This window comes from Ureaplasma sp. ES3154-GEN, assembly GCF_025780075.1.
GTDB lineage: Bacteria > Bacillota_I > Bacilli_A > Mycoplasmatales > Mycoplasmoidaceae > Ureaplasma.
This window is the reverse complement of sequence record NZ_JAOXHM010000002.1, coordinates 83,000-98,694: the sequence shown is the minus strand read 5'-3', so window position 1 is coordinate 98,694 and position 15,695 is coordinate 83,000. Positions and strand designations below refer to the sequence as shown.

At 32.0% G+C, this 15,695-nt stretch carries 10 protein-coding genes; 3 read left to right on the top strand and 7 right to left on the bottom strand.

Features of this window, described 5'->3' with window-relative positions:
- Positions 1–85: 85 nt before the first annotated feature.
- The 3 genes from OF377_RS00965 to OF377_RS00955 all read left to right on the top strand — a co-directional run bounded on the left by OF377_RS00965 (position 86) and on the right by OF377_RS00955 (position 4,752).
- Entirely contained in the window at positions 86–2,122 is a 2,037-nt protein-coding gene (locus OF377_RS00965) for an iron ABC transporter substrate-binding protein (RefSeq protein WP_263836035.1), read from the top strand.
- Positions 2,123–2,140: 18 nt separating this feature from the next.
- A complete protein-coding gene (locus OF377_RS00960) occupies positions 2,141–3,172 on the top strand; it encodes a hypothetical protein (RefSeq protein ID WP_263836034.1) in 1,032 nt (343 codons plus the stop codon).
- A 65-nt stretch (positions 3,173–3,237) separates the two neighbouring features.
- Positions 3,238–4,752 carry an IdeS/Mac family cysteine endopeptidase gene (locus OF377_RS00955; RefSeq protein WP_263836033.1) on the top strand — a complete coding sequence of 505 codons (1,515 nt, stop codon included), beginning with the start codon at positions 3,238–3,240 and terminating at the stop codon, positions 4,750–4,752.
- Between the two features lie 141 nt (positions 4,753–4,893).
- Here the strand turns inward: OF377_RS00955 and OF377_RS00950 are convergent, their stop codons facing one another.
- From OF377_RS00950 to uvrA, 7 genes are all read right to left on the bottom strand, one after another.
- A complete protein-coding gene (locus OF377_RS00950) occupies positions 4,894–5,559 on the bottom strand; it encodes a restriction endonuclease subunit S (protein ID WP_263836032.1) in 666 nt (221 codons plus the stop codon).
- Positions 5,519–6,655, bottom strand: coding sequence for a restriction endonuclease subunit S (locus OF377_RS00945; protein WP_263836031.1), 1,137 nt, complete (start codon positions 6,653–6,655; stop codon positions 5,519–5,521). Before OF377_RS00945 ends, OF377_RS00950 begins: the two co-directional genes overlap by 41 nt.
- A 30-nt stretch (positions 6,656–6,685) precedes the next feature.
- A complete protein-coding gene (gene serS / locus OF377_RS00940; RefSeq protein ID WP_263836030.1) occupies positions 6,686–7,939 on the bottom strand; it encodes a serine--tRNA ligase in 1,254 nt (417 codons plus the stop codon).
- A 90-nt stretch (positions 7,940–8,029) separates the two neighbouring features.
- Positions 8,030–10,129: an ATP-dependent zinc metalloprotease FtsH gene (ftsH, locus tag OF377_RS00935; RefSeq protein ID WP_318032041.1), complete on the bottom strand. Its 2,100-nt coding sequence runs from the start codon at positions 10,127–10,129 to the stop codon at positions 8,030–8,032.
- Positions 10,129–10,719, bottom strand: coding sequence for a hypoxanthine phosphoribosyltransferase (gene hpt, locus OF377_RS00930; protein ID WP_263836029.1), 591 nt, complete (start codon positions 10,717–10,719; stop codon positions 10,129–10,131). Before hpt ends, ftsH begins: the two co-directional genes overlap by 1 nt.
- An 83-nt stretch (positions 10,720–10,802) precedes the next feature.
- On the bottom strand, positions 10,803–12,770 hold the full coding sequence (locus OF377_RS00925; RefSeq protein WP_263836028.1) for a Vmc-like lipoprotein signal peptide domain-containing protein: 1,968 nt from the start codon (positions 12,768–12,770) through the stop codon (positions 10,803–10,805).
- Positions 12,771–12,784: 14 nt separating this feature from the next.
- Positions 12,785–15,616, bottom strand: a complete 2,832-nt coding sequence (uvrA, locus tag OF377_RS00920) for an excinuclease ABC subunit UvrA (protein WP_263836027.1) — start codon at positions 15,614–15,616, stop codon at positions 12,785–12,787.
- Positions 15,617–15,695 lie beyond the last annotated feature (79 nt).

The following is a 15,695-nucleotide window of genomic DNA, read 5'->3' as shown; positions in this document are numbered from 1 at the left end:
AACAATATCCATAAATCTCTGATTTTTTCTTATTCCACTCATATAATATATAAAACATAGTCTTAAAGACATTAACAGGTATTTCATGAAAAAAATTAAACGACAAGCAAAAATTTGATCTTCTGTATTATTAGGAATCACTACCCTAACTAGTATTAGTGCAGTTGCTGTTTCTTGCCAGCACGAAGCAAAAACATATAAAATTTTTCCTACATATGTCTCGCAAGCGGATAATTTGCTCGCTTTAGGGATTACACCCGATTTTTACCCAACTCAATTGTTCTGAAACAAAAAAGAACCTTTTCCTTATATCAACGCAATGAACCACAAGGAATTCACTTCCTATGTTTTACATAAACCCGCATTTGCAAATGCATTAGCAAATAAATTAGCAGGAATTGAAAGCAAAATACAAGTTTTTGATCCATCATGATTTAGTTTTAGCGGAAACGGATATAACGAAGGACGTTCAGAAGAGTATTGATACTTTAACAAAGGATCAATGGTCATGTATGAACGTTATCTTTTTGATAGCTCCCACTACCAACCAGGTGCGCGAACATTAGACATCCAAGGTGGTCCAATAGAAAAAAGTACACACGCTTATCCGGTTGATTTTAAGGTTAGTCGAGATATGTTTTTAACATTATCCCCTGAAACAATTACAGATTTCGAAAATAATCCTAATAATGATTTAAAGACTAATCTAAAACTTGGCTTGGAATATTTAGATAAAAAAGAAGGTCAATTATACCCTCTATACAACTATGCTCACCACGCTAAACAAGTAAATGAACGTTATTTGCATGATTACGCAAATCTTAATTTTGATTTTTGAAAATCAAATTTTGCTAAATTTATCATTGGTTTTCAGGGTGTTAATGCCAACAATGAGGTTATTATTAACCAAAACAATATTCCTATTTTTGCACCTGAAAAAGGATGACAAAATCAAAACTCCCTTAATTCAAAAATCTACCGTTTATTTAATAATTTAATCATTAGTAAAAAAGAAAAAGAAGCAGGAGTCAAAAAATTAAACTATACACCAAATATGTGTAGTTATGATCTTGATAGTCCTTTACCTTTATGTGATTTAGATCGTTCGGAAAGTAAATCAATTTTACAACACCACCCTGTATATGAACAAAATTTACGCGCGGATGGTGGAGCTCAAGTATATTTAGGTTCAATGCGTGAATCGATGTTATATCTTTATGATATTGCATACTGAACAACTGCGTATGCATATTCAAAAGAAGCAGCAGAATTATTTAAGAACGAACCCGAAAGATTAACACTGATGAAAAATGCGTTAAAGAACGCAAATGAAATTGCAGGCAATATTTATGAGCGCTTGCATAAGATGCGATCTTTATTTCAAAAGTTAGGAATCATTGATCCAAACTACAATCCTGAGAAAAATCAATTCGATAATCGTGAATCTCTATCGCTAGGTTTATTAACTACATTTGAACGAAATGGAACAAACACTTTGCAGACTATTTCTAAATATGGTTTTCTCTATTATGACTTAGGCTTCCGCGGACCTAATCCCCGTTTACAAGGTAATGCCTATCAGGCATTATTACAACCTGTTTCTAACCGACTCCCTAAGGGGTGTCATATTCACGATAACGGAGAAATACACTGTATTCGTGATGACGGAAGCGAAGAAGTACGCAAAGCGCGTGAATCAATTACCAATTCCATTTTAAATATGGATGATCATGGTTGATGATGAAATCTTGGTAGTGGTGGGTTACAAGAAGGGAACTTTGCAAAATTTAACAACAATTTTGATGTCATTTTCAATCTTTCCAAAAACAAACAAAGCTTATTCTCGAATCATACAATAAATACTTATATCAACAAGATGTTAACCAACAAGGTTCAAAAAGAAACCGTTCACAATCCCAAAATTCTTTCCAAAAACATCTTTGTTGAAGACTACACCTTATGAACTGAAGGAATTCGTTCCCCAATTGGATATAATGAAATTCTTGATGCAACACTAGATAATTTATTGCAGCTAATTCCTCAAGAGAAGAAAAATCAATATGCATCAGAAATTAATGATACATTTCAATGGGGATCTTACTGAGATAAATTTATTAAATAATTAACAAAAGGAACTTATATGAAACACAAAAAATGAAAATTAATAACTATTCTTGCTGCAAGTACAGCCTTAGTGACAACTATTCCTGCTATCGCTGCTGCATGCCAATCTGAAAAAGAAGATTCCCAATTAACAGAATTAATTAATAGTTTTGAAACAAAATACCAAAGTTTGTCAATCAATATGCAAACTAATCAAAAACCAACTAAAAAGGCGTTTGATGACCTTGTTGCTGAATACAAAAAAACAAGCAATAAAAGCCGACTAGATGACTTAAAAAACAAGATGCAAATAAAAATCAATCAATTAAGTGAAATCATTAGAACACAAACAGCACTCGAACCTACAAACATTGATGATCATCACGATCATCACGATCACAATCATCAACATAGCATTCAAGAACCTAATCGTGAAAATAGCCTAGAAAACCTACCAGGCCAAAGTAAACTAGCGCTTAACATTACAAGTGATCCTCGTTTTAACACGACTGAACCTTGACCAAAAAGAACTTTGATTGACAACCAATATGTTTTAGGGAAAGAACTTAATATAGACGAAGAAAATGAATTAATGATCTACAATTGATATGTTTTAAATGATGATGATAGTTTTGGACACGACCACCACCATGATTTAGAACAAGATGAAGTTCGTCTAGTTCGAAACACCAAAACCAGACTTGGTGAATCAAATAGTGTCATTAATTTCGTAAATAACGATAACTCAATAAATAAAAACACTGGTGTCATTAACGATATTATTTTAAAAGATATTTATAATATATTTAAGCATGATCATTCACAAATTCAATTACGAATTGATGGTGTTGGTGCTTGGACAGACAGTGTTACCGTAAAAAGCGTTACACCTCAGGATGGAGTAGGAACAACATCAGTCTTAAAATTTACCATTAATGATTTAAACTATTTAAAAAACCACGATAAAATTCGAATCACCGGGGTTTCATTTCAACATACTCACCATCATGATGTGTACAACCAACACACAATTCAATTTAAGGATCCAGTAGAGATTATTGTTAAATAAATTCTTTATAATTCACTTAAATTTATTTTCTCTAATATTAAATAATCAGCTATATATAAATAAATATGAAACATAAAATTATTCCAATATTCTTAGCTACTGGTTTAATAATCAGTGCTGGCGCAATAACTATCGTTAGTTGTGCACGCAAACAACAAGAAAAACCTATTACTCCTGAAGTTCAGAATCCTCAAAAACCAAATCAAAGTAATAGTAGTATTAACCAAAAACAACAAGCAGATACTAATGAAAAAGTGGTTAAAAAAATAACAGAACAAATTTCTTCTCAATCAAAAGAAAAATCATCTGTTAAACCAGATTTACTTTTTCAACATAACCCAACAACACAGTCAGAAACAAAAGAACAACCTAAAGTTGAAGCCAATTTTGAGAAACATACTAAAATTAATACAGATTCATCCACTCAAAATAATAAGCAAAATCAAACAAAAAAGGAATTACAAAAAAATAACAATCCTAGTGTGAATCAAGAAAATCCCCAACCATCAATACCCCAATCCAATAATAAACAAAATACTAACGAATCACCTTCTGATTCAAATATTCAAGCTACACCCAAAAATACTGAACAATCAAATAATTCAACACAACTAGAACCATCATTGGATGCAATACCCCAAGTTGTTGAAACATTATGAATCCAAGGTGTAAATGTTGATCCTTCAAAATTCACAACACCCCAAGATCCTGAACTCGAACAAATGCGTGAATATCCCCTATTAAACTCTGAAAACGAAGGTTGGTATGATATCAACAAACGTTTCGCAGAAGGTGATGATTATCTATGTACTGCAATTGTTGCAACCAATATGTTGCACTGATGGTTAGATATCAACAAAGACTATATTAATCGCTTTTTAACTGATCCAACTAAAGGAACTATTCGTGCGGGCAATGAGTCAATCACCTTAAATGACCTAAACGCCGTTTATCACGATGAAAACAAGTACCCTGATCGCTCAAAAATCTTTGATTTTTTCAATAAGATGTTTGACGCTGAATATACATGAGCAGATAAATTAATCGATATGTTTATTAATGGTTATAGATATGTATCTGTACCAAATCGTAATAACCCTATGAAATATGCCCCATCTGCCACGCGTGGTTTCTTTCAAGATGTTTTTCATGAAAAACTATTAACTGACATTCACAGTTTAAACAACATTGATCAGTTCTCTAAATTGGTTAAAGATAGTATTAATAACAAAAAAGCCATGGGACTTGTTTTTAATATGACGTCAACATATGCTCACATTGTAAATGTTTGAGGCGCAGATTTTGATGCAAATAACCGAATTGTTGCTTTATATATTTCCGATGGAGATGATAAAGGAAATACAATGAATTATAATGATAAATCTCAAGCTGTTGGTTTAAAACGTTTATTAATCCACTATAATGAAAATGGAACTAATATGCGAATTAGCAGCTATAAAAAGGATAAAAATACAGGTAAAATTCATGGTAAAAGGGTTTTATATCTTTATACTTTAGACAGTGGTGCAGCAGAATGAGAAATGTATTTCACTCGTCAAAATAAACCGAATAACCAGTAAATTATAATTACGAATTTGTATATAAATAATCTAAATTTATTAGTTATTTTTTGCAAAACACTATAAATAACAATTTTAAAAAAATCATACTTTTAAACAAACAAAAACTATTTCCAGTTTATACGGAAATAGTTTTTATTTCTAATCAATTTCTTTCTTAAAATTCAATAATAGTTCACGATAGTATTCGTATTGTTTAGTTCGGAAAGTAAGTTCGCTAGGAATCAAGCCTGTTGTTTGGTTTATTAAACTTGATAGTTTATCTAAAGTTTGAACAATATGGTGCTGAATGTGGATTGGGACTAAGGGGATTTCGATGTTGCTTATTTCATCAATACCTAGCATTAAGTTGGATGAACCTTTAACTAATTTTTTAGTATTAATTGATAAAAAATAACCAATAAAATCAGTTAGCAATAAATTGTTATTATTTGATTTAATCACTGCGCAATGTGTTGTAATGCTAAATTTACCTTTTCTATGAAAAATAGTGCCTGCATAAGCTCCATCAGTTGTTCATGTAACATAATTTCCATCATAATCATAACTATTAATCTTCCCAATGATTCCATCATTTAATGTTTGTGAAGAATAAACAGGGTATTGGCCAACATTATCAGCAATATATTTTCTAGATATCGTTCTTCCTCGTTTCATTTCACAAACATCTTTTAATTTGACATATGGAATTGAATTAGGATAATCATTTATTAAGTATTTAACATTGTATTTAAGGCATAATGATTGCAATAAAGATAAGTAGTTATTAATGCTTGCTTGCTTGCTTGCTTGCTTGCTTGCTACCACTTTCTAAATCAAATGTCAAGAGTTTTTCGCGGTAATATTCGTATTGTTTTTGACGCTTCTCAATCTCTTCTGGAAGCAAACCAGTTGTCTGGGTTACAAGTTCACTGAACTTATCAAGGATGCTGGCGACTTGTTGTTGTATTTTCAATGGGGGTAATAAAATAGAAATATTATTTAAATAATTAATATACACGTGTGGTATTAAATCACCTTTTTTAAGCCCATAAATCATTTTTTGCTTATTAAGCAAATAATAAATATATTTTAATAATACATTATTTTTGGGAGTGATACCAATTGCATCAGATAATCAAATTGGTTTTTCATAATAGTCTATATATCCTGCTGAACCACTAGCGGCAACGGTAATTACAGGTTCAAAGATATTTGCTTGATTATGGAAATAAGTTGGTTTAACTCCACCGCTGACTACAGGAATATCACCAGTAATAATTTGTTTATTAGTAATCGTTTTACCTTTTTGCAAATATGCTATATCTTTTAATTTCTTATTCTCAAAAAGAACTTTGTCAGCGATTAATTTTTCCGTCATTCTTAGAAGATTTTTATCATCTAATAAATAATCTCGGTAGTAAGTATATTGATTATTTCTATATTGCAGTTCACTAACATATTTTGTAAATTTGTCAAGAGTTTTCACAATTTTTTCTTGTTCTTCAAGCGTTGGTATAGGTATTAAAATTTCTTTTAGCTCCGAAAAATGTCGTTTATATTTTCCTGATTTTTGATAGAAATTTGAAGCAGCATAATAAAAATATTTGGAGTTAATTTTTGACTCATCAACTTTGAATATCTTAATACCATCAGCTCCTTGAACAAAAGGAAATTCAATATATTTTAATATTTCAGTATGATCCCCAAAAACAACATAGGGCGGTTCGTTTAATATACCCCGTTTGTCATTAGTGTAACCAGAGATAAAGTTTTGTCCCTGATCAATAATAGGGTTTTCTCCTTTTTTCAAATAACCTTCTTTTTTAATTTTATTGCTAGTAGAAACTAATTTAATCGCTTTAATATCAGCAATTGCTTTTCATTCTACTTTTTCTTTTTTAATGAGATCAATTATGTTCATCATAATCTCCTAATTGGTGCAACACAATTTTTAATAATAGGGTTTTAGTGCTTCAGGAATATTAAAACCGCCATCTGCCGTTTGGTAGTTTTCTACAACTGCTGCCCATAGGCGATCGATCGCTAACGCTGATCCATTTAAAGTATGTACATACTGTGCTTGGTCTTCAATTTTATCCTTATAACGAATTTTTGCGCGACGTGCCTGAAAATCTAAACAATTTGAACAACTAGAAATTTCTTTATACGCATTGTATGAAGGTAGTCAAACCTCAAGGTCGTAGGTTTTTGCACTACTAAAACCTATATCCCCACTACATAATAATAAACGACGATATGGAAGTTTCAACGCTTCAAGAATCATCTCTGCATTGCGTGTCAAATTTTCGAGTTCATCCATACTTGTTGTTGGTTCAACAATTTTCACAGTTTCAACTTTCATAAATTGATGTTGACGAATTACACCCCGCACATCTTTTCCTGCAGATCCTGCTTCACTACGGAAACATGCTGTTAGGGCAGTGAAGTTATATGGTAAGTCTTTTTTTGTAAGAATATCATTTCTAAATAAGTTCGTTAATTGGACTTCAGCAGTTGGTGATAAGTAATAATCAGTATTACTTAATGCAAATAAATCTTCGCTGAATTTAGGTAATTGTCCAGTAGCATATAGTGAATCTTGATTTACAATCACTGGACAAGCAATCTCCATAAACCCTTGTTTTGTGTTATGATCTAAGCAAAATTGCTGCAAAGCGCGATATAATTTTGCTCCTTTATTTGTATAAATAATAAAACGAGAGCCTGTAACTTTGGTTGCTTTGCTAAAATCAATCAAGTTGTTATTGCTAGCAAGATCCCAGTGTGCCAAGGGACTAAAATCAAAATCAATAGGTGTTCCTCAACGTTTAACTTCTACGTTATTATCCTCGTTTTTTCCAATTGGAACACTATCGTCAAATATATTAGGTATACTCAGCAACAAATCATTTAATTGATTCTTAATAACAATTAATTTGTCTGTTAATTGATTAATTTCTTCTTTTCAAAGACTTAATTTTTGAACTATTTCCTTGTGTTTGACTGGATCTTCCTTGGCTAGAATTGCAACTTGTTTGCTTGCCTGATTTTTATTTGCTTGTAAACGTTCAGATTCAAGCATTAATGCGCGTGCTTGTGCATCTAGATCAATAACTTGATCAACAACTGATACATCAAAATTACGTGCTTGTAATTTGGTTTTAATATATGATGGGTTATTGCGAAATAGGTTAAGGTCTAACATAAAGACTCCTTATTAAGATAAACAATATTGATTATAAGACAAAAGAAGACCAGCAAGTCTTCTTTCTTTAAATTTAGGTGTTGTTTTTAGTTATTTATCAACATCAACTGGTTCGTTTTGTTTTTTTTGTAAACGATTTGCACGTGCAGTGAGTACTTCTGGTGGTAATTCTTTATGTTCATGAATATATTCAATCTGCGGACGTAAAATTGTTTCTAATTCTAACAATGTTTCCACCATTAATTCTAACTCGTCACGATGATCATTAATTACTTGTTTAGCTTTTTTATACTCTTGTTGCACAAGTTTTTCTACTTCTTGGTCAATTTTAAAAGCTGTTTGTTCTGAATAAGCATTCCGGTAAGGGTTGTCGACTCCTTCAGTTGGAACTAATTGAGTTAGTGCAAAATCAGTCATTCCAAATTGTGCAACAATTCCCCGAGCAATCCGGGCAACTTTATAGAAATCATTTGCAGCACCAGTAGTAATTTGGTCTAAACCAAAAATAATCTCTTCTGCTGCACGGCCCGCTAACGCCACTCGCATATGATTTAATAATTGTTGTTTAGTTTGCAGAACAGTTTCTGCTTTTTCAGGAGTTTGTAGCGTATATCCTAAAGCTTGACCCCGCGGAATAATTGTAATTTTTTGGACAATCTCTGTTCCAGGAGCATATAAACCAGCAAGGGCATGGCCGGCTTCGTGATATGCAATTTGCTTCTTTTCATGGTCCTCAATCACTTTTTCCGGGCGTGATGGTCCAGCAATAACACGATCAATCGCTTCATCTAAATGTTGCATCTTAATTGTAACTGAATTATCACGTACAGCAAGCAATGCTGCCTCATTTAAGACGTTTTCCAATTGAGCACCTGAAAAACCGGGTGTGCGACGTGCCACTTCCAATAGTTCAACCTTTTTTGAAAGGTTTTTGTTTTTTGCATGAATTTTTAAAATGTCACGACGTTCATTTAAATCTGGTAAATTGACACTAATATGGCGGTCAAAACGTCCAGGACGTAAAATCGCTTCATCTAGGGTATCTAAACGATTAGTTGCAGCCATAACAATCACACCGCTAGAAGTTTCAAAACCATCTAATTCAGCTAGCAACTGATTAATTGTTTGGTCTTGTAAGTTGTTTAATGAATTACCTCGTTTTTTAGCAACTGAATCAATTTCATCAATGAAAATAATTGCTGGTGCCACCTTTTTCGCTTTTGCGAACAAATCACGCACACGACGAGCACCGACACCAACAAACGTGTCTTCAAAAGATGAACCTGTTGTTTGGAAGAATGGTACATTTGCTTCCCCAGCAACTGCTTTTGCAATTAAAGTTTTACCTGTTCCTGGAGGTCCATATAACATAACCCCTTTAGGAATTCGTGCACCTGCTGCAACATATTTTTTTGGAGTTTTTAAAAAATCAACAATTTCAATTAACTCATTCTTAACTTCTGCAATTCCTGCAACATCATAAAAACGAACGTTTGAACGTGTCAGTTTTGCAGACTGTTTATTATTTCCCATCATTGCGTCATTTTGTGCTCGAGCCATTCGTGAGAAAATTCAAATAAATATAAACATTAATAGAATTGAGATAATTGGTGATACGATAATACGCGCGTCAAACCCTTGGGGTCTAAACCCCACTCGTTGCAATGATCCTAAAAATCAATTAGGTTGATTACCAAAAACTTCTGATAAAGCGCTTGAACCTAAAAATAACTCTCTTCCATCTTTTACAACTGTAAAATGCACATATTGGCGCATTACGGAGTCATAATATGTAATTTCATAATTAAATCCGGTATTCAAAAACACCTTAGTTGTTGGGTTTGTTAAATACTCTTGTTTAAAGATAAAGTAACTATTTTCAGTTAATAATATTTGTTTGGCTGGATCAGGAGATGTAGCAAAAACCTTTAAAACTCCATTTTCATAAACAGCTCTATTTACATATAAATAAAAGTCATTTGATGGTAATGAAAAATAAACAATTAGTCCAATTGCAAGAGCAACAAGTGCTGCAATCACTAATGAAATAATAATAATTTTGCGTTTATTTCGTTTTTTATCTTCTTTTGATAGGTTAGGAGTCTTTGGTTGACTCAAATCTTGCGAATCATCAGCAGATGCGCTAAAAAAATGGCGAAGCTTTTGTCATAATGATTGTTTTATTTGCACTATCTTTCACCAACTTCTTCATTAGCTTTTTGTTGTTGTAAATCCTGCATATAAACTTCTTCTTTTAAAACCCCGATGTATGGGAAATTACGCATAATTTCTTTATAATCCAAACCAAAACCAACAATAAAAACCAATGGGATATCAAAGCAAACAAAATCTGCTACTAAATCAACTTTTCGACCTTCTTTTTTGTCTACCAAAGTTACAAGTTTAACTGAATTAGCGCCCCGAGCTAATAATAAACTAATAACTTTTTTAATAGTTCGACCCGTATCAATAATGTCTTCAACTAGAATTATATCTTCACCCTGAACACTAAATTTTAAATCAGTTACAATTTCAGGTTCAGTTTGTGCAGTAATTCCGCCTTTAAAACTACTAATGGCCATAAAATCAAACCGCACATCGACATTGATATGAGGAATTAATTTTCCAAGAAAAGGAATACACCCTTTTAAAATCCCAATAATAATGGGCGTTTTGTTTTCATAATTACTGTTGATTCACGCAGCAGCATCTTTGACACGCTCGTTAATTTGCTCTTCAGTAATTAAAACTTCTTTAATTCTACTATCTACTTGCTTCAAAATAAAACCTCTACTTATGATTATCAATACAATATGATTAATCTTTTAATTATAACACATTAAGTGCTGGCCTTAATGGTTGTTTAATTGCTTGACTTAAAGATATCAATTGTTGCGGTTCCTAATAAAATATTTGGTGTTGTTGATGTTTTAATTTCACTTGTTGTTTGTTGGTATGTAGTATAGAAAGACAATTGGATTGTCTTATCATCTAAAACTTCAGCTTTTGTATACACAGTATTGTTTTCTAAATCAATCCCTGAATAATAGATAGTGTACGCTTGATTAATTAAATCCATTAAATCATCGTAATCCATAGCTTTTAAATCTTTATCTTTATTATCATTTACATACTGAGTGTAAGCTTCACTATCTTTTTTAAATCCATCCATTTCAACTTTTACAGATGTAATATTTTCTGCATCGTAAAGTGATGTATAACGAATTTTTAATTCATTTTCAGACAATGTTTCTTTATTTGTTGTTTTGTTGATGTATTTAACTTTAAAAATTAATTGGTTATTTACTTCTGAATCCTTAGTTACAACATATTGGTAGTTGTAGTTAGCAAGTTCATCTGTAGTTAATAAAACTGGAAAGAATGTTTCATCTAAATTATTTAAAGAAATGTTTGCTAATGGTTTTGAGAAAAGAATCATCGATTCTTTGTTAGTTTTAGCAAAAGCTTCATCATCTTGCATTTTTTGGCGTAACACATTATCTATTTCGATATTCCCTATTCCGAACATCGGTCGGATTTGTTGCCCTTGCGGAGTTAAAAATAAATTAATGTTGATGTTTGCATTTGGTTCAATTGTTTGGTTGTCTTTATAAACAATAAACTTGTGTAAATTTGCTTGTTGATCTTCTGCAGCATTATACAAATTAGTATCTGGTGCATCTTTTGCATAGATTTTACTAATTGTATATTCGCCACCGCTTGCTTCGTTTAAACTAATTTTTGCTAAAATCAAATTTGCTCTTGGATCTTCAATATATTGAAATTCAGTTTCCACACTTATTTTTTGATCACTATCTTTTTTTGAAAACTCTACCATAAGGTTTTGACTCTTTGTTTCTTTATTAGCTCATGCAATAGTCTTTTCATCAAAGATAAAAACTTTACTAATATCTGCTTTAAACCCTTTTAAAATTGTGGTTTGCGTTTGGTAAGTGCTGTTAGAATTTTTAGGGTCACGAATTAATGAGAATCAACGTAGTTGACCATGTTGAATATCATAATCTAAGAAGCCGTTTCGGTCATATGAAGAAACATTACTTGCACTTAATGTGTTAAACGGAACTGCTGTTGACACTACTTTATCGTTTTCTGTTTTAGCATCCATTAATGCTAAATTAGCGATTAAACCTAAATCGTTAATTTGAAAATTATGAATAAATGAATAAAAATCTAACGAACTAATTTCATTTTGTTGGAAGCTAAAAATATTTTTTCCATCAATTCCAAAAGCATTGTTATTTTCTGTTTGTTGGTTTTTAATGTTTTTTAAATCAAATGTCGGCTCTACATATGTTGGTGTAACGCTGCGAACGGTATTTGCTTGTTTTAAAAAATTATTTAAAATCGCGTCATCATTTAAAACTAATGTTGCAATTTGACCATTACCAATAATTTCTTCTGGAGTGCGTTTTGTTTTAATAAATTCTGGTCTAGTTACTATTGGATCTGTCTTTGTATTAGACTGATTCGTATTCTCCGTTGAATTTGTACTAGAAGATTCAAATAACGGATCATGCTTGATATCTGTTAATAATTGATTAAATTTCACATCAATTTTAGTAAAATCCGCCTTGTTTTTAGCTTCATTGTAAGCTTTTTCAATATCAGCAATCATTGCTCTATACTTATTATCAAAAACTGTTTTTTGTGCTGGGGTTAAAGACATATAAAAATTGTTAATTTCAACTTTTATCTTAAAGAAATTCTCTTTGTTTTTGTTTTTCTGACTACAACTGCTTGCAACAGCTGCTACTCCTGCTAGAGCAGTAATCCCTGCAATTGTACTAATTAATAAATGTTTCTTTTTCATTATTTATTCCTTCTTTACTTGTTATTTTTTTCTAAATATGGCGCAAGATATCTTGCAGTATAGGATTCAGGATGATTTGCAACCACTTGTTCAGGAGTACCAGTAGCGATAATTTTACCACCTTCGTCCCCTCCGTTTAATCCTAAATCAATAATATGATCACAAACCTTAATTAAATCAAGATTATGTTCAATAACAACAATCGTGTCTTTATTATCTACAATACGATTAAAAATGGTAATCAACTGAGCGATATCGTGCAAATGTAAACCTGTTGTCGGTTCATCTAATACGTATAATGTTTTTCCAGTAGGTTTTCTCTGCAAAAATTTAGCTAATTTGATACGTTGTGCTTCTCCACCAGACAAACTAGTTGATGGTGCGCCCAAGCTAATATACCCTAATCCAACATCCGATAATAATTGCAGTTTTCTATGAATAATCGGAAAATTAACAAAAAACTCTAATGCTTCGGCTACACTCATTTGTAAAACATCATAAATTGATTTCTGTTTAAATTTTACTTCTAAAGTTTCATCATTATATCTTTGTCCATTACATTCGTCACATTGAATATAAACATCAGGTAAAAAGTGCATTCCAATACGAATGGTTCCGTCACCTAAACATTTTTCACAACGACCTCCGGGAACATTGAAAGAAAAACGACCTTTCAAAAAACCTTTTTCCTTTGCGAGTTTAGTATTTTCAAACACCGAACGAATGTCATCAAAAACACCAACATAAGTTGCAGGATTACTGCGTGATGTTTGCCCAATTGGGTCCTGATTTACTAAAACCATTTTATCAATGTTTTGATGGCCTATTAAATTTTTATAGGGTGCTGGTTTGACAAAAGGATTAAAGTTATGATAGTCAATTGCTTTAACTAGTGTTTGCATAATTAGGGTTGATTTTCCCGAGCCAGACACTCCCGTAACTGCTATCATTTTGCCAAGGGGAATAGTTAAATCAACCTTTTTCAAATTATTTCCACTTGCCTTTTGCAAAATAATTTTTTTACCATTTCCACTTCTTCGAGTTGTTGGAACAGGGATCATTAGTTTGTTACTTAAATATTTCCCAGTTAACGAATTAGGGTTATTAGCAACTTCTTCCACAGTCCCCGCGGCAATAACGTAACCACCTTCCGCGCCTGCCTTTAATCCAATGTCTACAACATAATCTGCAGCACGAATAGTATCTAAATCGTGTTCTACAACAATAACTGTGTTTCCCAGATCCCGCATTTCTTTAAGTGTTCCAATTAGTTTGTCGTTATCCTTTTGATGTAATCCAATCGATGGTTCATCAAGTACATATAAAATCCCCGTTAATTTTGAGCCCATTTGGGTTGCTAATCGAATACGTTGTGATTCTCCCCCTGATAAACTCGAAGAACTCCGTGCAAGGTTCAAATAATCTAATCCAACATTTTTTAAAAATCCTAATCGGTCTGTAATTTCTTTAACCAATGGATTAGCAATTTGTTGTTGTTCATCATTTAGATTCCATTGTATAAAAAAATCCAGTGCTTCATTTACGTTTAATTGCGTAAAATCAATGATATCTAAATCGTTAATCCGAATTGTCAAGGCTTCTCTACGAAGTTTTTTACCTGCACACGTTTTACACGTTTGCTCACTCATATATTTATTGTAGTGTTCTCGTGCTTGTTCAGAATTAGTTTCTTCATACCGACGCATAACAAGCTCTAAAACTCCTTCTACATAATCTACACTATTGTATGCTTTGTTGTTAGCAGATAATAAATCGATATTAATGGGAGTTGTGGATCCATATAGTAATAATTCAAGTTGATGAGGTTTTAAATTTGCAATCGGAATTGACTGGTCAATACCATAATGTTTAATTAAACATGCAAAGCGTTGTCAATCCATGTTTGTAGTGTTAACTGTATTTTTGAAAAAATCAATTCCACCCTGGTTAATACTTAATTGAGGATTGGGAATCATTTTGCGTTCATCAGGTACATAGTTATACCCTAAGCCCTTACATTTTTCACACGCCCCATGTGGCGAGTTAAACGAAAAAAGATTCGGTTCAATTTTGCTCATACTAAAGTGACAAACAGGACAAATTGCAACAGTAGAAAACATTTTATAATTATCATTAATCTTAATTAACACGCGTTGATCTGTCATTTTTAATGTATATTCCACTGATTCGCTTAAACGAGTTCGTATTTGTTCATCCTTATCCAAAACGATTCGGTCAATAACAACACTAATGGCTTTTGTTTTTTCATCAATTTTAAGAAGATCTTTAACTAAAAATAATTGATTATCTAAATAAACCCGAATAATGTTTTCATCCTGTAAATAACTTAAAATTTCTTTTTTACTCTTATAGTGCTTAATATCAATTGGTGCGAGAATTTCAACTTTACTACCAAGCGGTTGTTCAAGGATATAATTTAAAATTTCTTTTTTAGTTTGTGCATAAATAATTCCGTGGTTATTAATACAGTGTACTACCCCGACCCGTGCAAATAACACGCGTAAATAATCATAAATTTCTGTACTGGTACCCACGGTTGAACGTGGATTATGACTAGTTGTTTTTTGATCTACTGCAATTGTGGGTGATAACCCATCAATACTTTCAACGTCTGCTTTTTCATTTCCGCCTAAAAACCGTCGTGCATAACTAGACAAGGACTCAAAGTAACGTCGTTTACCTTCAACATAAATGGTATCAAACGCTAATGATGATTTTCCCGATCCCGAAACACCAGTAATAACAATTAGCTTATTTTTAGGAAGTGTTAGGTCAATATTTTTTAAATTATTTGCATATGCATTTTTAATAATAATTTTATCCATAAGTCTCCTTATTTGCTATTTTTGGATGCACTATTGCATTGATTCTTAAATTATTTTGTTGGATAATTAAATTATTATC